The organism is Streptomyces boninensis (genome assembly GCF_048572725.1).
Lineage (GTDB): Bacteria > Actinomycetota > Actinomycetes > Streptomycetales > Streptomycetaceae > Streptomyces > Streptomyces boninensis.
This window is the reverse complement of sequence record NZ_CP183837.1, coordinates 8,198,597-8,214,485: the sequence shown is the minus strand read 5'-3', so window position 1 is coordinate 8,214,485 and position 15,889 is coordinate 8,198,597. Positions and strand designations below refer to the sequence as shown.

Sequence of the window (15,889 nt, the reverse complement as noted above, 5' to 3'; positions counted from 1 at the left end):
TTAGCCAGACGGAATCACGGCCGCCCTGCCTAACGCAAGCGTTAGTTACCATGCCGGTATGGCGATGGAGTTCGAGGAGCGGCTGCGCGACCGGGATGCGTGGGCGGTCGGGGACGGGTGCTCGGCTGAGCGGGTGCTGGGCGTGATCAGCACGAAGACGGCGTTTCTGGTGATCCGCGAGTGCTTCTACGGGACCAGCAGGTTCGAGGAGTTCGTATCGCGGATCGGCGCCTCCGCGCCCGCCGTGTCGCGGGCGCTCAAGCAGCTGGAGGCCGCCGGGATCCTGGTGCGCGTGCCGTATCAGGAGCAGGGCAGTCGGCCGCGCGACGAATACCACCTCACCCTCGCCGGCGAGGATCTGCTCCCGGTCTTTCTCTCCCTGATGCGGTGGGGCGATGAGCATCTGCAGGACGGGCGGCCACCGCTGGCCTTCGTCGAGTCGGGCACCGGCCGGCCCGTCACCGTCCGGGTGACGGCCGAGCCGGTGGCCGAGGCCGAGTCCGAGGACATCGAGGTCCGGGTCAGTTCAGCCGGCCGTCATGGATCCGCGCCGTCTGGTAGACCGCCGTCAGCAGGGTCGTGTCATGCGTGACCAAGCTCGTGGCCGTGGACTCACTTGTCCTTGCCGCCGTCGCTGCGGGTGTTGTCCAGGACGACGTCGACGCCGGCATCGGCATTGCCCGCGGTGACGGCGTACGGCCCCGTCACCGGGTCGGCGGGCAGGTCGTATTCCTCGGGTGCGGCGGTCTCGCGCAGGTAGTAGTCGCCCGGCAGAAGGAAGCGGAATTCGCAGCTCCCGCGGTCGGTGGTGGTGCAGGGGGCTCTGACGAGCAGGTCGGCGTCATCCCCTGAAGTCTGCAGTCCGGGCTGTCCGTTGTTCTCCCGCCACAGCTCGAATACCGCGCCCGCCAGCAGCTTGCTGTTGGCGGTGTCCGTCTTGCGTAGGTGGATCGCCCCGAGGACCGCCCCGCTGGGCGCCGGCCCCTGGCAGTCCAGCTCCGCGTCAAAGGGGAAATAGTGGATCTCGCCGGCGTTCACCGGTGGGTCGGTGGGGCTGCTCATTGGCCCGGCGACCAGCTCGTCCACGGCGATGTCGCCCTCGATGTTGGCGGGGTCGATGTCGGTGAGCTTGGCGCTGGGCGCGTAGATCGTGCCCTCGATGCTGTCACCGCTGGCGATCGTGATGTCCGTGGCGTCGGGGAAGTCCCAGAGGATGTACGGCGCGTCCTCCCCGCTGACCCCTGCCATGTTGGGGACGTCCCACGAGTAGGTGCCGCCCGTGGCCGTCGTGTCGACGACGATGGCCAGCGGGCCCGACTTGGTGGGCTTGTTGAGGAAGGTGAGCTCGCTGAGGTCGTTCAGCTGGTCGCCGGTGATGTGCAGGATGTTGGTGCGGTCGGGGGCGAGGGTGATGCGGCCGCCGTTGAGGTCGACGTTGTTCGGGCAGGCGGCGATGGCGCGGGCCCGCTCCTTGTAGGTGTCGAAGATCGAGTCGAAGTCCATCAGATCCGGCTGCGGGCCGACCGAGTCGACGGGCTGCCGCGTCGTCATTTCGATGCGGGGCGTGCTGTCGTAGCCCGCGCCGTCCGCGACGACCCGGGTGTTGACGGATGCGCCGTTGCTGTCCTCGTCGGCGATGCTTACGCCGGTGGTGTCGCCGACTTTGGTGTAGCCGCTGATCACGCGCAGCACGCCGCTGGTCGCCGAATCGGCCAGGTCGACCTGGCCGTTGACGAGCAGCGCCGTGGGCTCGCTGTCGCCGGGCGCGGTCCAGGAGCCCGGGGTGTGCAGCGCCACGTTGTAGCCGGGGCCGAAGCGCAGGTTCCCGCCGATGGCCGTGGGGCCTTCCATCTCCGTGCTGCCCAGCAGGGCGTCTCCGCGGACGATCGTGGAGAAGCCGTTGTTGCCGGCCATCGGGTTGCCGATCGGGGCCCGGGAGGTGACGTCGGCGGCGGCCGCCGCCGGGAGGAGGAGCGCGAGTAGTGCTCCGCCTGCTGCCAGGAGGCCGGGGCGGCGCAAGGCGTGGAGGATCATCTGGCATTTATAGGGATAAGAACTTATTTGCGAAAGCAGCGACACTTACGAATTCATGGGCGCATTTGTTCGGCATACGCACGCAAGTGGCGCACCCTGAACTCCTCCGCGTCCCAGTCCGCGTCCAGCACCTCGCCGCCTTCCCACACATAGGTGAGACAGCGGCGGCCGGAGGCGAGGGTGATCTCGCGCAGCTCGTACTGATCGTCCTCGTAGGCGTCGAGGATCGCCCACTCCCTGGCGCTGAGGCCGGTGAGCAGCGCACCGGGGGCGGCGGCGCCGGGACCCGCCACGAGGCCCGGGTACAGGCGCCGCTCCAGGGCCGCCGCCCGCCAGTCCGGAGCGCGGTCCGGGGCATGCCGCGGCACGCGTCCGAGCAGCGCCTGGAGGACCTCGTCGAACTGCAGGGTCCCGTACGCGAACAGGTCGGGCCGGGGCTCGGTCATGCCGGGCTCCCCGTGGCGTACGCGATCGCGGCGGCCGCATCCGCGGCGACCTGGGTAGGGCGGCAGGAGTCCAGGTCCCACGGCCGCCCGTTCGACACCCACACGCTGCGCAGGCCGAGGGCGTGCGCGCCGGCGATGTCGGCGTGCGGGGAGTCGCCGATGACCCAGGCGTCGGTGAGGGGTGCGGCGACGGCGTTCGCGGCGGCGTGGAAGATCTGCGGGTCGGGTTTCTTGCTGCCTACCGCCTCGGAGATCGCCCATCCCTGGACCAGCCGGTCGAGGCCGCAGTGGCGGATCTTTGCTTCCTGCTGGGCCGTGCGCCCGTTGCTGATGATCACCGAGGTCCAGCCACCGGCCCGGGCCTCGTCCAGGGCCTCGCGGGTGGCGTCCGGCAGCGTGACGCGGTCGGCGGCGCCCTGGTCGAGCAGGGCGTGGATGGCGGGGGCGGGGGCCGGGTCCCGGTAGCGGTCGGTCATCGCCGCGGCGACTTCGGCGCGGGGGGTGTAGCCGCCGCCGTCGATCGTCATCAGCCACGCGAGATCGGCGGCGGGCAGTCCGTACTCGGCGAGAAACGCGGCGACCGCGGCGCGAAAGGCGGCGTCGCGGTCGACCAGAGTGTTGTCGAGGTCGAGCAGCAGAAGCGGCATGACGGACAGTTGACCACGGCGGTGCGGCCCGCGCGATCAGCGGCCCCGCGGCAGCTCCGCCCCGCGCACCGCCCGCGAGCCCAGCGCGATCGCCACGCCGAGGGCGGCGAAGGCGGCGCAGCCGGTGAATGTCGGCGCGACCCCCCAGGCGCCGATCGCGGCGCCCATCGCCGGGTAGCCCAGCGGCGCGAGGCCGACCACGGCGAGCATGACGACGGAGGTCACCCGGCCCAGGTAGGCGGGGGCGGTCGCGGCCTGGATGAGGGCGTTGTCGAGGCTGCCGAAGATGCCCGCGGACAGGCCCATGCCGACGGCGGTCAGCACGGCGTACGGGAGCGACGGCACCAGCGCGATGACGACGGCGCCCGCGCAACCGGTGCCCAGCGAGCAGGCGAGCAGCAGCCCGGCCCGGGGCAGCCGGCCCGCGATGGCCAGCAGCGCGGCGCTGGCGGCGGCTCCGGCGCCGAAGGCGCTGACGATCCAGCCGTAGCCGGAAGGGCCCCAGCCGCGCTCGTCGTTGAGCAGCACCATGCCGACGCCGATCGTGCCGCCGAGGCCGAGCTCGAAGGTGGCGCAGGCGAGGACGAGCGGGCGGACGAGGGGGTGGCGCCTGATGTAGCGGAGGCCGTCGAGCAGGTCCTGCCGGGCGGTCCCTGGCACCGGCCGCGACTCCTCGTGCGGGGGCAACGGCCGCAGCCGCATGGCCAGCAGCAGCGGCAGCGACACCGCGAAGAGCAGTCCCGCGGCGGCGAACGCGGCCGCCGGGCCCCCCAAGCCCATCGCCAGCCCGCCGGCCGGCGGCCCCGCGATCTGCCCCATCCGCATCGACAGCGACCGCATGCCGGTCACCCGCGCCAGCTGATCGGCGCCGGTGATCCGCGGCGGCAACGCCCCCACCGCCGGCACAAAGACCGCATCCGCGACCCCGAACACCACCGCCGCGACGATCAGCATCCACATCGCGGGCCCGGCGACCGCGACGCAGCCCGCGACCGCGAGGACACACAGGCACCGCAGCGCATCGCTGCCCAGGACCACCCGCCGCGGCCCGAACCGGTCGGCGACCACGCCCCCGACGAGCATCAGCAGCGCCCGGGGCAGCGCCCCAATGGCCACGACGAGGCCGACCTCCGCGGGCCCCGCGATGGACCGCGCGCTCCAGCCGAGCGCGACGAAGTAGACGCCGTCGCCGATCAGCGCGGCGGTGTACGCGCCGAGCCAGCGCAGCACGTTGCCGTCGCGGTGGGCCGGGCGGGGGGCGGCGAGGGCGTCCGACTGGGCGAGGGCCATCCGTACCTCCACGGAGATGAGAGGTCAGGGCCGGAACGGGAAGCCGTACAGGTGCACCGACACATGCTCCCGCCCGTCCGTATCGCCCTCCGCCCGCGCCGCCTTCCCGCGCTCCCGCCACCGCCGCGCCACTGCCTCCAGCTCATCGCTCATCTCGGCGAGCTCCGCGGGCCCCAGATCAAGCACCCACTCCGAGCTGAAGGCGGCGTCGGTCCAGTCCTTCTCCCAGGTGGCCAGCTGGTCGAGATAGACCCCGTACGCAACCGCCCGCGTCTCGAAGATGCCCCGGGTGACCGCCCCAACGGCGGCCGCTCCCTCCGGCGTCCCGGTGAAGTCGGAGTCCTTGAAGCCCCAGCCCTCCTCCGACGCCACCCGCCACCACCGCTCCCGGCCGTCCTCGCCCGCCCCCTCGGCCGCCTCGACGAAGCGGTGGTCGGCGAGCTTGCGCAGGTGATAGCTCACCAACGACGGCGTCTCGCCGACCTGTTCGGCCAGCTGAGACGCCGTCGCCTGACCGGCCGCGTAGAGCAGCCGGTAGAGCCGCAGCCGCAGCGGGTTCGTCAGCGCCTTGAGCCGCGCCAGGTCGGTGATCCGCTCGGGCTCGTGTTTGGGCCGCATACCCACACCGTAGATATGAAGCAACAACTTCGCAATAAACGCTTCGGATTATTCAGGGCGATGAGGGCCTCACCGCCAGCGCAGCCGGTTCCCCGTCGAGTTACGGGCCAGGAACAGCGTGAGATACGCCTGACCCGCCATCGCCCCGATCCGATGCTCGCGGCCGTAGTACGTGTTCTCCCCGTTCTCGCCGTACGTGCGGCCGTCCGTGAAGCGGGACATGAGCCGCAGCTGGTCCTCGTTGTGCAGCCGCTCCCACTTCGCCGCTGCCGGGTCGATGCCGGCGTCCTGGCCCGTGAGGCTGACCAGGAGGTCGAAGTTGCCGAAGTAGAAGGGGAAGTGGGTGCCCCAGTCGTTGCCCTCGGGGTAGTAGATCTCCGCCGAGTTCGCGCGGTAGATCGGGCTGGTGCCGCCTTCGGGCAGCGGGAACGGCAGGTCGACCAGCGCGCCGTACGTCCGGTTGATGTTGTGCAGCGCGGCCCGCGGCGCGGCCCGGCCCGCCAGGCCGAAGACGAAGCCCTGGTAGAGGCTCTGGTCGAACGCGACCATGTACAGCGGGTGCAGCCGGGCGTGGTTCTCCAGGGTGCCGTCGTCGGCGATGTTCGTGCCCTGCAGCCAGGTCGGCAGGTGGATGCCGTTGATGGTCAGGTCGCCGGTGAGGTCCGCCGGGCAGGCCGCGGCGGCGAGCAGAAGCTCGATGTTGCGGCGCCTCCAGCGGGCGGCGTTCGGGTGCCCCGGCAGCATCACCGCGGCCAGCGACAGCGCGGCCGCGCTCCAGTTGTCCTCCTCGGCCTTGCTGTCGCCGGGGGTGACGACGGTGCCGTCACGGCGGGTCATGTACAGCTGCTCGCCGCTGGTGCCGATGAGGTGGACATCGTTGCCAGTGGTCAGCCGGTCGGCCTCCCACACCAGCATCGCGGCCAGATGCTCGCGGTCGGCGGCGTCGAGCTCGTCCCAGAGCAGCCAGCCGGCGAGCGCGGCGTAGTACGCCCACAGGGCGCTCTGCCAGGTGTTTCCCCAGCGTGTGGCGCTGTCGGGGTTGTTGACCCGGTGGCGGGCGGCGAGCGTGCGGATGAGGTTGCGGGTCCTGATGGTGGCGTTGGCGGCGGAGAGCGTCCGCGGGTCGTACGTGCCCGTGGCCAGCGCGGTCGCCGCGGCGACGGCGGCCATGGCGGGCAGCCGGATGGCGCGCTCGTCGGTGCCCTTGAGATCTATGTAGCCGTCGGGCAGGTACCGCGTGTACATCCCGGCATACCAGGGCCCGATGAGGTAGCGGGAGCTCCCGGCGAGCACCGCGGTCACCCGCTTCCCGGCGGCGTCGGAGCCCTGATACGAGCCCAACTTCCCCCACCGGATGGGCACGACACCAGCGGACGCATCCGCGGCGAACGCGGCACCAGGCACCCCAACTGCGGCACCGGCCCCGAGCACCCCTGCGGCACCCAGGAACCATCGGCGGGACAACGGAGATTGAGCAGCCATGCGGACCTCCAGTCGCGAGCCTGATCGTCAACCGAAGGTCTACACCACTCACGCCGGATCCGGGACCCCTGCTGCGGTCACCCCAGCGCGAAGTACCGCAGCCAGAGATACAGCGCGGAGACGGCGACGGTGACCGCGGTGACGACCAGCCCGTACCGGGTGAACTGCCAGAACGAGATCGGCTGGCGATTGCGTTCCGCGATGCCCAGGACCACGACATTGGCGCTGGCGCCGATCGCCGTGGCATTGCCGCCGAGGTCGGCGCCCAGCGCCAGCGCCCACCACATGACGTGGTCGCTGCCGCCGCCCACGTTCGCCACCAGATCGGCCGTGATGGGCGCCATCGTGGCCACGTACGGGATGTTGTCGACGACCCCCGACAGCACCGCGGACCCGCCCAGCAGCAGCATCGTGCCGCCGAGCTCGTTGTCCCCGACGGCATCGGCCAGCGCACCGGACACCTCGCCGATGACGCCGGTCTCGATCAGCCCGCCGATCATGATGAAGAGACCGGCGAAGAAGGCGAGCGTCGGCCACTCGACCTCCTTCAGCACATCGCCCGTCTCCGCGGCCGAGATGGCCACGAGGACGCCCGCACCCAGCAGCGCGACGACGGACGGCTCGTAATGCAGCACCGGGTGCAGCACGAAGCCCGCCACCACCAGGGCGAGCACGACAAGCCCCTGGGTGAGGAGCCGCGGGTCGCGGATGGCCTCGCGCTCCTCCAGCGCCATGACCTCGTCGGCCCGGTCCGCGTCGTAGGCGAAGGTCTTACGGAACATCACCCGGCACAGCGCGATCAGCACCGCCACCAGGACCACGCACAGCGGGGCGAGGTGGACGAGGAAGGCGTTGAAGGAGAGGCCGGCGCGGCTGGCGATGATGATGTTCGGCGGGTCGCCGACCAGGGTGGCGGCGCCGCCGATGTTCGACGCCAGCACCTCGGCGATCAGGAACGGGGCGGCGGGCAGCCCGAGGCGCTCGCACACCAGCAGCGTCACCGGGGCGATGAGCAGCACGGTGGTGACGTTGTCCAGCAGCGCCGACGCCGACGCGGTGATGACGATCAGCATCACCATCACCCGGAAGGGCCGCGCCCGCGCCCGCTTGACGGCCCAGATCGCCAGGTACTCGAACATGCCGGTCTGCCGCAGCACCCCGACGATCATCATCATGCCCATGAGCAGGAAGATGACGTTCCAGTCGATGCCGGAACGCTCGTCGTAGAAGGCCGACTTGTCGTCCGTGGCCCCGATCGCCAGCATCAGCCCGGCGCCGCCGAGGGCGGCCGCCACCCGGTGGATCTTCTCGCTGATGATCAGCGTGTACGTGCCGGCGAAGACGGCGAGCGCGGCCCACGCGTGCCAGTCGTTCACTGCGCCCCGAGGAGTCGGTCGAGCAGGTGGACCGCGGTGATGACCCCGAGCAGCCGCGGCTCCTCGCCGTCCCGGTCGACCACCGCCACCAGCGGACTGCGCACCGACGCCATCAGCGCGGCCACCTCCACGGCCGTGTCGTCGGGCGCGGCCACCGGCGGCGGCCCCGCATCGGGCCGCAGGCAGTCGCCGACCGAGCGCCCGGCGAGCGCCGCACACACCCGGTCGGCGTGCGCCTCATCGATCACCGCGGCGAGCGTCGGATCCTCCAGTACGTATCCGGGCACCAGCACCCGGATGAGCTGCGAGGCGGGCAGGATCGCCGCGGGTTCGCCGCCGCTGTCGACCACGAGCAGCCCCGGCAGCTTCTGCTCGGCCATCAGCCGCGCCGCGGCGAGCGCCTCGTCGTCGACGCGGACGCTCGGATACATCTGGGCCAGCTCCCGTGCGCGCACGGCCGGCTCCCTTCTGATCGGATACCCCTTACCGAATCATGACGGCGGGGCGCCGGCACGGACCCGGGGGCCGCACCGCTCGTACGCTCACCGGCATGCGCGTACTTGTCACCGGAGGATCCGGATTCATCGGCTCGCACATCGTCGCCGCGCTGGGGGCGGCCGGGCATGAGGCGGTGGTGCTCGACACCAGGGCCGAGGGTGGCGTGGGACGGCGCGGGGATGTCCGCGACCGGGCGGCCGTCGACGCGGCGCTGCGGGGCGTCGACGCCGTATGCCATCAGGCCGCCATGGTCGGGCTCGGCAAGGACTTCGCGGATACACCCGAGTACGTGGGCCGGAATGACCTTGGGACGGCCGTGCTGCTCGCGGCCATGGCGGCGGCGGGGGTGCGGCGGCTGGTGCTCGCCGGGTCCATGGTCGTGTACGGGGAGGGACGGTACGAGTGTCCCCGGCACTCGGTGGTGCGGCCGGGGCCGCGGCGGCCCGGCGACCTGACCGCGGGACGTTTCGATCCGGTGTGCCCCGTCGCCGGGTGCGGAACGCCCCTCGCGCCGGGCCTGGTGGGCGAGGACGCGCCGGTGGACCCGCGGAGCGTGTACGCGGTGACGAAGCTGGCGCAGGAGCAGCTGGCGGCGGTGTGGGCGCGGGAGTGCGACGGGGCGGCGGTGTCGCTGCGCTATCACAATGTGTACGGGCCCGGCATGCCGCGGGACACCCCGTACGCCGGAGTGGCGTCGTACTTCCGGTCGGCGCTGGCGCGCGGGGAGGCGCCGCGGGTGTTCGAGGACGGGACGCAGCGGCGCGACTTCGTGCATGTCCGGGACATCGCGGCGGCCAATGTGCGGGCGCTGGAGGCGGCGGCGCCGGGCTTCGTGGCGTACAACGCCGGGAGCGGCGAGGTGCGGACGGTGGGCGAGCTGGCGGCGGAGCTCGCGGCGGCGTGCGGCGGGCCGGAGCCGGTGGTCACCGGGGAGTGGCGGCTGGGGGACGTACGCCATGTGACGGCGGATTCGCGGCGGTTGCGGGAGGAGATGGGGTGGGTGCCGCGGGTGCCGTTCCCGGCGGGGGTCGCGGAGTTCGCGGGCGAGGCGGGGCTGGTGGCCGCCCACGAAGGGTTTACGGCACCGGCAGGATGACCTCGAAGCGGCAGCCGTCCGCGACGTTACGGACCAGCGTCCGCCCCTCGTGCGCCTCCACGATGCCGCGGACGATCGCCAGCCCGAGTCCGGCCCCCGCCGGCGGGGTGCGGGCGTCGGTGCCGCGCCAGCCCGTATCGAAGACGCGGGGCAGGTCCTCCTCCGGAATACCCCCGCACTGATCGGTCACCGACAGCACCACCTCCCCACGCTCCCCCCGCACTTCGGTGGCCAGCGCCACCGTGCCATCGGCGGGCGTCCGACGAATGGCGTTGACCAGCAGATTTCCCAGCACCCGGGTCATCTCCTTCCCGTCCACCTCCACCGGCACCGCCGCGACCTCCTCCCCCACCAGCCGCACGCCGCACTCCCGCGCCAGCGGGTGCGCGCCCGCGAGGGCGTCGCCGACGAGGTCGTACAGCGACATCCGGGCCGGGGAGAGCGAGAGCGCGCCCGCGTGGATACGGGAGAGCTCGAAGAGGTCGCCGACCATGGCGTCGAGGCGCTCGGTCTCGGTGCGGATCTGCCGGTAGTAGCGGGGCGGGTCGGGGGCCATGCCGTCCTCGAGGGACTCGGCCATGGCGCGCAGGCCGGCGAGCGGGGTGCGGAGGTCGTGCGAGATCCAGGCGACGAGCTCGCGGCGGGAGGTCTCCAGGGCGCGCTCGCGTTCGCGGGAGTCGGCGAGCCGGGCGGAGGTGGCGGCGAGCTCGCGGCTGAGCGCGGCGAGCTCGGCGGTGGCCTCGCCGGCGGGTGGCACGAAGTCGCCGCCGTCGCCGAAGTCGCGGGCGGCGAGGGCCAGTTCGCGGCTGCGGGCGGCCACCCAGCGGCCGAGGAGCAGCGCGGTGGCGAGGGAGACGGCCGCGGCCGTGATGCAGACCAGCAGGACCACTTGCAGGTCGTGCGAGTTGATGAGCATCGCGTACGCGACGGGCAGGGTACCCAGCAGCATCGCCGCCACCGGGACCACGGCGACGACGGAGACCGACACGGAGAGCGAGCGGTGCCGCAGCAGCCGCAGGCCGAGGGCGCCGAACAGCCCCGCGACGGCGGCGCCGGCGACGGCGAAGACGGCGATGAGGAGGAGGTCACGCATGGGAGGGGCCTTCCGCGCCGGTGGCGTCCGCGGGGCCGTCCGCGCCCGGGGCGTCGAAGCGATAACCGACGCCCCACACCGTCGTGATCAGCTTCGGCGCACCGGCGTCGTCCTCGACCTTGCCTCGCAGCCGCCTGACGTGGACGGTGACGGTCGACAGGTCACCGAAATCCCAGTCCCACACCTCGCGCATCAGCTCCTCGCGGCTGAACACCCGCCCCGGGTGCCGCAGGAAGTGCGCGAGCAGATCGAACTCGCGGAGGGTGAGCGCCAGCTCCGTACCGCCCTTGGAGGCGCGCCGCCCGGCGGGATCGAGGCTGAGCCCGGCGGCGTGCAGCAGCCCGCCGGAGCCGGCCGTACCGCCACCGCCGCCACCACCACCGCCCGTGCGGCGCAGCACGGACTCGACGCGCAGCACCAGCTCCCGCGGGCTGAACGGCTTGGTGACGTAGTCGTCCGCGCCCAGCTCCAGCCCGACGATGCGATCCTCCTCGTCGCCGCGCGCGGTGAGCATGATGACCGGGACGGGACCGCGTTCGCGCAGCGCGCGGCAGACCTGGAGGCCGTCCATGCCGGGCAGCATCAGGTCGAGTACGACGAGGTCCGGCCACGCCTCGGCGGCGCGGGCGAGCGCGGCGGGGCCGTCGGCGGCGCGGGTGACGGCGTGGCCGGCGCGGTCGAGGTAGCCGGCGACGACCTCGGCGACGGTGGGGTCGTCGTCGACGACGAGCACGCGGCTGCGGGCGCCGGTGGTGGGCTGGTCAGGCTGCATGAGCCCAGGTTTGCACGCGGCTGCGCGGATGGGGCGGCCGCGGCGGGCGGATGCCTCGACGTCCCCGTTTCGTAAGGACCTTGGATCCCAAATGCCCGTTTTGCGCTCGTAGGGTGGGTTGGCATGACCGATGTCGATGTCGTACTCCCCTGTCTCGACGAAGCCGAGGCCCTGCCCTGGGTGCTGGAACGGATCCCGCCCGGCTGGCGCCCGATCGTGGTCGACAACGGCTCCACGGACGGCTCGGCGGAGCTCGCCGCGGCGCTCGGGGCCACCGTCGTCACCGAGCCGCGCCGCGGCTTCGGCGCCGCCTGTGCGGCGGGCCTGGCGGCGGCTGAGGCGGAGGTGGTGTGCTTCTGCGACTGCGACGCGTCGCTGGATCCCCGGGACCTGCCGCTGGTGGCGGACCCGGTCACGACCGGCGCCTCCGACCTGGTCCTGGGCCGCCGTCGCCCCCAGGCCCGCGGCGCCTGGCCGCTGCACGCCCGCGCCGGCAACGCGGCCTTGGCCCGCATGCTGCGGCGGCGCACCGGCGTACGCCTGCACGACCTCGGCCCGATGCGCGCGGCCCGCCGGGCGGAGCTGAGCGCGCTCGCGGTGGCGGACCGCCGCAGCGGCTATCCGCTGGAGACGGTCGTACGGGCGGCGGCGGCCGGCTGGCGGATCGCGGAGGTGGATGTGCCGTACCTGCCACGGACCGGCAAGTCCAAGGTGACGGGCACGTGGCGGGGGACGTGGCAGGCGGTGCGGGATATGAGCGGGGTGCTGCGGGCCGAGCCGGGGGCGCGGCCGGCGACGGCGGTTACGGAGGGGCGGCGGTGAGCGGGGGCGTGGAGGGCGCGGGCGGCGCGACGGGAGGCCTGACGCTGCTGGTCGTGGCGAAGGAGCCGGTCGCGGGGCGGGTCAAGACGCGGCTGCAGAGCGCGTACTCGCCGGAGCAGGCCGCGCGGCTTGCCGCCGCCGCGCTGGCGGACACCCTGCGTACGGTGCGGGCGCTGCCCGCCGCGCGGCGGGTGCTGGTGCTGGACGGCCGCCCCGGCCCGTGGCTGCCGCGCGGCTTCGAGGTCTGGCCGCAGTGCGCCGGCGGCCTCGACGAGCGGCTGGCCGCGGCCTTCGACACGTGTACGGGCGACGGCCCCGCGCTGCTCGTCGGCATGGACACTCCGCAGCTGACGCGGGCGTCGCTGGCCCCGGCGCTGCGCGCGGACGCCTGGCGGCACACCGACGCGTACTACGGCCCGGCGGCCGACGGCGGCTTCTGGGCCCTGGGCATGGCGCGGCCGGACGGCGACCTGGTGCGCGGAGTGCCGATGTCCACGGCACACACCGGCGCGGCGCAGCGAGCCCGGCTGACAGCGGCCGGTTTGCGAGTGGCGGACCTGCCGCCGCTACGAGACGTGGACACCCCCGCGGATGTCGCCGAAGTGGCACCGCTGTGCGCACCGGACGCATCGTTCCGCCGCGAGGCGACACGACTGCGCCCGCCGGGCGAGGCGGTCCCTGCCGCAGCCCCCAGCCCTCCCGACCACCCGACCCCCCAGCCGGCTGAAGCGCCGCAGCCCCAGCCGGCGGCAGCCGGTCCCGCGGGGCGACCCCCGGCCCCCGTCCGCGCAGGGCGGCCTTCGTGACCCCGGCCGCCGCGGCAGCGGACCTCGCCTGGACCAGCCCCGGCCCTTACGGCAGGGCGCTGCGCGCCGGGCGCGGCCCGCTCTTCCTGCGCCGGGCGGACGGCTGGCTGCTGCCGCTCGACGTCGAGCGGTGGTGTGCCGGGCCCGACGCCGCCGACCGTACGGTGCTGGAGCGCTGCACAGGGCCGGTCCTCGACATCGGCTGCGGCCCCGGCCGCCTGGTCGCGGCGCTGGCCGCCGATGGCCACCCCGCGCTGGGCATCGACCTCAGCACCGAGGCGGTACGGCACGCCGGCGCCCGCGGCGCCTCCGCGCTGCGCCGCTCGGTCTTCGACCCGCTGCCCGGCGCGGGCCGCTGGGGCACCGCCCTGCTGATGGACGGCAACATCGGCATCGGCGGCGACCCGCACGCCCTACTCACCCGCATCGCCCAACTCCTCCGCCCCACCGCACTCCTACTCATCGAAGTCGCCGCGGAGGACGTGGACGAGCGCGTACACGTACACGTCGACGACGGCCGAGGGACGGCTGCCTCGGCACCGTCCTTCCCGTGGGCGCGAGTCGGGTCAGCGGCCCTGCGCCGGCGGGCCGCCGGGGCCGGCTGGAGAGTGAGCGAGGAGTGGCAGGCGGCGGGCCGCAGCTTCGTGGCGGCACGCCGCTCAACCGCCGAGGGCGCGTAGCCGCGCCGGCCCCTCCCCGCTATGGCCGGCTCTGGCCGCCGGCTTCCGCGTCCGTACTCAGATCGTATTCATCGACGTCGAGGACCGCGCCGGTGGCGGTGAGAAAGGCCAGGGCCTTTCGGTCGAGGTCCCAGCCGAAGAGGTTCGGTGCTTCGGCGGCGAGGTTGTCCGGGCCTTCGACTGGGCTGAAGTAACGAACGACTTGCAGCACCGCGGCATGCCCGGCCTCGGGCTCACCGGTCAGCTGTTGTACGAGCTCGGTGACGCGGGCTATGTGTGGATCGAGGCGCTCGATGACCTGGGTGATCTGTTCATCGACCCGCAGCACGGGCTGCCGGCAGACGATCTTCCAGCAATGGCAGACCGGGAGCGCCGGTTGGGCGATGCGGCTGCCGCGTACGGTCGTCTCGTCAGGTTCCATTCCCAGGAAAGCGGTCATCTCGCGGGCGCTGGTGCGCTCGCTTCGGAGCGCGAAGTAGGCGTACTGCTCGACTGGCATCCCCGGACCATAGCCGCACCCCCAGCCACCCAGCGGATGCCGCGAACAGCGCAAGGCTGATCAGCAGCCACCGCACGGCAAAACCCTCCGGCGGAGCCCCCGTGGCGAGCTCATACCGCTCCGCCGACGACCCCAGGATCAGCGGCGCGTACACCACCAGCAGCAACCCCGACAGCACTGCGGGCACCCGCACGTAATTCACCAGCCACCGCCGCCGAGCGCCGAGCGCCCGCAGCACCGCCCGGTCGGCGAGCACGTACCCGGGAAGCAGCACCGCGTCATGCAGCACCGCCGCACCCAGCAGCCACAGCGTCACCCCGAGCGGATCGTCCGCGAGCAGCCGCACGCCCGCGTAAAGCGTGACGGCGAAGGAGACCAAGGAGGCACTGAGCAATACGGGCCTCAGACGACGCCGGCTCACGACTGCCTCCCCTCGCGCTCGAAGGACAACCGCGTCACCCACTTGGTGTTGTGCACCCCGGGCGCCGCCGGAATCACCACCCGCGCCGGATACCCATGATCCGGCGACAGGTCCGCGCCCCCCACCCGCAGCGCCAGCAGCGAGCGCCCGTCCCGCACCTGATTCCCGCGCAGCGACACCGCCCGGAAGGCCCCCCGCAGTTGCGCCGACTCCACAAAAACGCCCCGCCCGGGATCCGCATCGACAAGCGCCGCCAAGTCGGCCAGGCGTACGCCACTCCAGTGCAAGTCGCCCGTGGACCAGCCCTCCACACACGCGATCGGCAGCCGCGCGCTGTGCTGCGCCAGCGCCAGCAGATCGGCCCGGGACAGGACCATCGAACGCTCCGGCCCCCGCACCGTCAGCCGCCAGCCATCCCCCAACTCAGCAGCACCGATCCCCGCGCTCGCCACCGTCCGATTCACCGGAAAGCCGTTCGGCCCGTCGTCCGGATACGGGCCCCCGCGCGGAGCCAGCAGCGCCGTGCGGCGCAGCGGGCCGCCGAAGGACTGCCCCACCGTCACCGCCGTCAGCAGCGCGGAACCGGCACCCACCAGGCCGATCGCCCCGCGCCTCGACAGGGTCGGCGGGTCCGGGTCCGGCGCCCGCAGCTCCTCCCCGCCCTCGTCGCACAGGCCCCGCCGCAGCTTGCCGAGCCGGGTGCCGATGTGCACGATCAGAGCCGCGAAGAAGACCCAGGCGCCGTAGAAGTGCAGGGTGTAGAAGGAGCCGGGGAAGAGGTAGTCGAGCTGCGTGTTGAGCAGTCCCGTCACGCATTCGAAGAGCACGCTGCCGACCAGCAACAGCAGCGAGATCCGCTCCACCGCCTTCGTCACCGAACGGGCCGGCGGCCACGCGAAGAGCAGCGGGAAGACCGACCAGAGCTTGGCCAGCAGCACCGGCACCAGGGCGATGCCGAGGGTGACGTGTACGCCCTGGTTGAGGCGGTAGAGCCAGTGCGGGTCGGTCGGCCACGCGAAGAGATAGAAGCCGAGCCAACCGCGTTCCGGCGTGCGGTCATTGCCGCCGAGATCGGGGTTGTACGCCGCGTACGACAGCAGGCCGGTCAGCAGGACCAGCGGCAGGCCGATGAGCAGCGCGGTGCTGAGGATCGCGGTCAGCCGGGGGCCGCGCAGGGGGCTGCGCCAGAATCCTGGGCGAAAGGGTGAAGCCGCCGCTTCCAGGCCGCGGTTGAGGGCTCGTGACATGACTTCGACGTTAGGCGCGGAGAGCGCCGCCAGGGCGCGGCAAACCCTGACAAAAGTCTTAC

The 15,889-nt window shown here is 72.9% G+C and carries 18 protein-coding genes; 5 read left to right on the top strand and 13 right to left on the bottom strand.

The window, feature by feature from the left end; all coding sequences use genetic code 11:
* Positions 1-58 precede the first annotated feature (58 nt).
* On the top strand, positions 59-592 hold the full coding sequence (locus ACNNMR_RS37065) for a winged helix-turn-helix transcriptional regulator (RefSeq protein WP_419999092.1): 534 nt from the start codon (positions 59-61) through the stop codon (positions 590-592).
* A 20-nt stretch (positions 593-612) separates the two neighbouring features.
* Here the strand turns inward: ACNNMR_RS37065 and ACNNMR_RS37060 are convergent, their stop codons facing one another.
* The 8 genes from ACNNMR_RS37060 to ACNNMR_RS37025 all read right to left on the bottom strand — a co-directional run bounded on the left by ACNNMR_RS37060 (position 613) and on the right by ACNNMR_RS37025 (position 8,348).
* Positions 613-2,034: a collagen-binding domain-containing protein gene (locus ACNNMR_RS37060; protein ID WP_419999091.1), complete on the bottom strand. Its 1,422-nt coding sequence runs from the start codon at positions 2,032-2,034 to the stop codon at positions 613-615.
* 53 nt (positions 2,035-2,087) lie between these two features.
* A complete protein-coding gene (locus ACNNMR_RS37055) occupies positions 2,088-2,480 on the bottom strand; it encodes a gamma-glutamylcyclotransferase family protein (protein ID WP_419999090.1) in 393 nt (130 codons plus the stop codon).
* Positions 2,477-3,127 (bottom strand): HAD family hydrolase, encoded by a 651-nt coding sequence (locus ACNNMR_RS37050; protein ID WP_419999089.1) that lies wholly within the window; start codon positions 3,125-3,127, stop codon positions 2,477-2,479. Before ACNNMR_RS37050 ends, ACNNMR_RS37055 begins: the two co-directional genes overlap by 4 nt.
* A gap of 36 nt (positions 3,128-3,163) precedes the next feature.
* A complete protein-coding gene (locus ACNNMR_RS37045) occupies positions 3,164-4,417 on the bottom strand; it encodes an MFS transporter (protein ID WP_419999088.1) in 1,254 nt (417 codons plus the stop codon).
* Between the two features lie 24 nt (positions 4,418-4,441).
* Positions 4,442-5,035, bottom strand: a complete 594-nt coding sequence (locus ACNNMR_RS37040) for a helix-turn-helix domain-containing protein (protein ID WP_419999087.1) — start codon at positions 5,033-5,035, stop codon at positions 4,442-4,444.
* A 69-nt stretch (positions 5,036-5,104) separates the two neighbouring features.
* Positions 5,105-6,397 carry a hypothetical protein gene (locus ACNNMR_RS37035; protein ID WP_419999086.1) on the bottom strand — a complete coding sequence of 431 codons (1,293 nt, stop codon included), beginning with the start codon at positions 6,395-6,397 and terminating at the stop codon, positions 5,105-5,107.
* Positions 6,398-6,594: 197 nt separating this feature from the next.
* Complete coding sequence (locus ACNNMR_RS37030; RefSeq protein WP_419999085.1) at positions 6,595-7,893, bottom strand: SLC13 family permease; 1,299 nt, start codon at positions 7,891-7,893, stop codon at positions 6,595-6,597.
* On the bottom strand, positions 7,890-8,348 hold the full coding sequence (locus tag ACNNMR_RS37025; protein ID WP_419999084.1) for a CBS domain-containing protein: 459 nt from the start codon (positions 8,346-8,348) through the stop codon (positions 7,890-7,892). The genes ACNNMR_RS37030 and ACNNMR_RS37025 overlap by 4 nt, the downstream gene beginning before the upstream one ends.
* Before the next feature lie 95 nt (positions 8,349-8,443).
* Here ACNNMR_RS37025 and ACNNMR_RS37020 point away from each other — a divergent pair, with 95 nt between their 5' ends.
* Positions 8,444-9,487: an NAD-dependent epimerase/dehydratase family protein gene (locus ACNNMR_RS37020; RefSeq protein WP_419999083.1), complete on the top strand. Its 1,044-nt coding sequence runs from the start codon at positions 8,444-8,446 to the stop codon at positions 9,485-9,487.
* Here the strand turns inward: ACNNMR_RS37020 and ACNNMR_RS37015 are convergent.
* Both ACNNMR_RS37015 and ACNNMR_RS37010 read right to left on the bottom strand, forming a co-directional pair.
* Complete coding sequence (locus ACNNMR_RS37015; protein WP_419999082.1) at positions 9,468-10,580, bottom strand: sensor histidine kinase; 1,113 nt, start codon at positions 10,578-10,580, stop codon at positions 9,468-9,470. The two genes, ACNNMR_RS37020 and ACNNMR_RS37015, sit on opposite strands and share 20 nt — an antisense overlap.
* A complete protein-coding gene (locus tag ACNNMR_RS37010; RefSeq protein ID WP_419999081.1) occupies positions 10,573-11,352 on the bottom strand; it encodes a response regulator transcription factor in 780 nt (259 codons plus the stop codon). The genes ACNNMR_RS37015 and ACNNMR_RS37010 overlap by 8 nt, the downstream gene beginning before the upstream one ends.
* A 123-nt stretch (positions 11,353-11,475) precedes the next feature.
* Here ACNNMR_RS37010 and ACNNMR_RS37005 point away from each other — a divergent pair, with 123 nt between their 5' ends.
* Genes ACNNMR_RS37005 through ACNNMR_RS36995 form a run of 3 tightly spaced genes read left to right on the top strand, consistent with a single transcriptional unit; the run spans position 11,476 to position 13,660 of the window.
* A complete protein-coding gene (locus ACNNMR_RS37005; RefSeq protein ID WP_419999080.1) occupies positions 11,476-12,174 on the top strand; it encodes a glycosyltransferase family 2 protein in 699 nt (232 codons plus the stop codon).
* An 8-nt stretch (positions 12,175-12,182) separates the two neighbouring features.
* Positions 12,183-12,980, top strand: coding sequence for a TIGR04282 family arsenosugar biosynthesis glycosyltransferase (locus ACNNMR_RS37000; RefSeq protein WP_420000612.1), 798 nt, complete (start codon positions 12,183-12,185; stop codon positions 12,978-12,980).
* Positions 12,977-13,660: a class I SAM-dependent methyltransferase gene (locus ACNNMR_RS36995; RefSeq protein WP_419999079.1), complete on the top strand. Its 684-nt coding sequence runs from the start codon at positions 12,977-12,979 to the stop codon at positions 13,658-13,660. Before ACNNMR_RS37000 ends, ACNNMR_RS36995 begins: the two co-directional genes overlap by 4 nt.
* A gap of 19 nt (positions 13,661-13,679) precedes the next feature.
* On the opposite strand, the gene ACNNMR_RS36990 is transcribed toward ACNNMR_RS36995, so the two are convergent.
* From ACNNMR_RS36990 to ACNNMR_RS36980, 3 genes are read right to left on the bottom strand one after another with little or no spacing between them, the layout of a single operon-like run.
* Complete coding sequence (locus ACNNMR_RS36990) at positions 13,680-14,159, bottom strand: DUF4279 domain-containing protein (RefSeq protein WP_419999078.1); 480 nt, start codon at positions 14,157-14,159, stop codon at positions 13,680-13,682.
* Complete coding sequence (locus tag ACNNMR_RS36985; RefSeq protein WP_419999077.1) at positions 14,071-14,538, bottom strand: hypothetical protein; 468 nt, start codon at positions 14,536-14,538, stop codon at positions 14,071-14,073. The genes ACNNMR_RS36990 and ACNNMR_RS36985 overlap by 89 nt, the downstream gene beginning before the upstream one ends.
* 38 nt (positions 14,539-14,576) lie before the next feature.
* Positions 14,577-15,827, bottom strand: coding sequence for a molybdopterin-dependent oxidoreductase (locus ACNNMR_RS36980; RefSeq protein ID WP_419999076.1), 1,251 nt, complete (start codon positions 15,825-15,827; stop codon positions 14,577-14,579).
* Between the last annotated feature and the right edge of the window lie 62 nt (positions 15,828-15,889).

What these genes read in the sequence shown, in the direction of transcription:
- ACNNMR_RS37055 (WP_419999090.1), bottom strand. Translation starts at nt 2,480, where the DNA reads ATGACCGAGCCCCGGCCCGACCTGTTCGCGTACGGGACCCTGCAGTTC.
- ACNNMR_RS37060 (WP_419999091.1), bottom strand. Translation starts at nt 2,034, where the DNA reads ATGATCCTCCACGCCTTGCGCCGCCCCGGCCTCCTGGCAGCAGGCGGA.
- ACNNMR_RS37005 (WP_419999080.1), top strand. Translation starts at nt 11,476, where the DNA reads ATGACCGATGTCGATGTCGTACTCCCCTGTCTCGACGAAGCCGAGGCC.
- ACNNMR_RS37010 (WP_419999081.1), bottom strand. Translation starts at nt 11,352, where the DNA reads ATGCAGCCTGACCAGCCCACCACCGGCGCCCGCAGCCGCGTGCTCGTC.
- ACNNMR_RS37040 (WP_419999087.1), bottom strand. Translation starts at nt 5,035, where the DNA reads ATGCGGCCCAAACACGAGCCCGAGCGGATCACCGACCTGGCGCGGCTC.
- ACNNMR_RS37065 (WP_419999092.1), top strand. Translation starts at nt 59, where the DNA reads ATGGCGATGGAGTTCGAGGAGCGGCTGCGCGACCGGGATGCGTGGGCG.
- ACNNMR_RS37045 (WP_419999088.1), bottom strand. Translation starts at nt 4,417, where the DNA reads ATGGCCCTCGCCCAGTCGGACGCCCTCGCCGCCCCCCGCCCGGCCCAC.
- ACNNMR_RS36990 (WP_419999078.1), bottom strand. Translation starts at nt 14,159, where the DNA reads ATGCCAGTCGAGCAGTACGCCTACTTCGCGCTCCGAAGCGAGCGCACC.
- ACNNMR_RS36980 (WP_419999076.1), bottom strand. Translation starts at nt 15,827, where the DNA reads ATGTCACGAGCCCTCAACCGCGGCCTGGAAGCGGCGGCTTCACCCTTT.
- ACNNMR_RS37050 (WP_419999089.1), bottom strand. Translation starts at nt 3,127, where the DNA reads ATGCCGCTTCTGCTGCTCGACCTCGACAACACTCTGGTCGACCGCGAC.
- ACNNMR_RS37015 (WP_419999082.1), bottom strand. Translation starts at nt 10,580, where the DNA reads ATGCGTGACCTCCTCCTCATCGCCGTCTTCGCCGTCGCCGGCGCCGCC.
- ACNNMR_RS37020 (WP_419999083.1), top strand. Translation starts at nt 8,444, where the DNA reads ATGCGCGTACTTGTCACCGGAGGATCCGGATTCATCGGCTCGCACATC.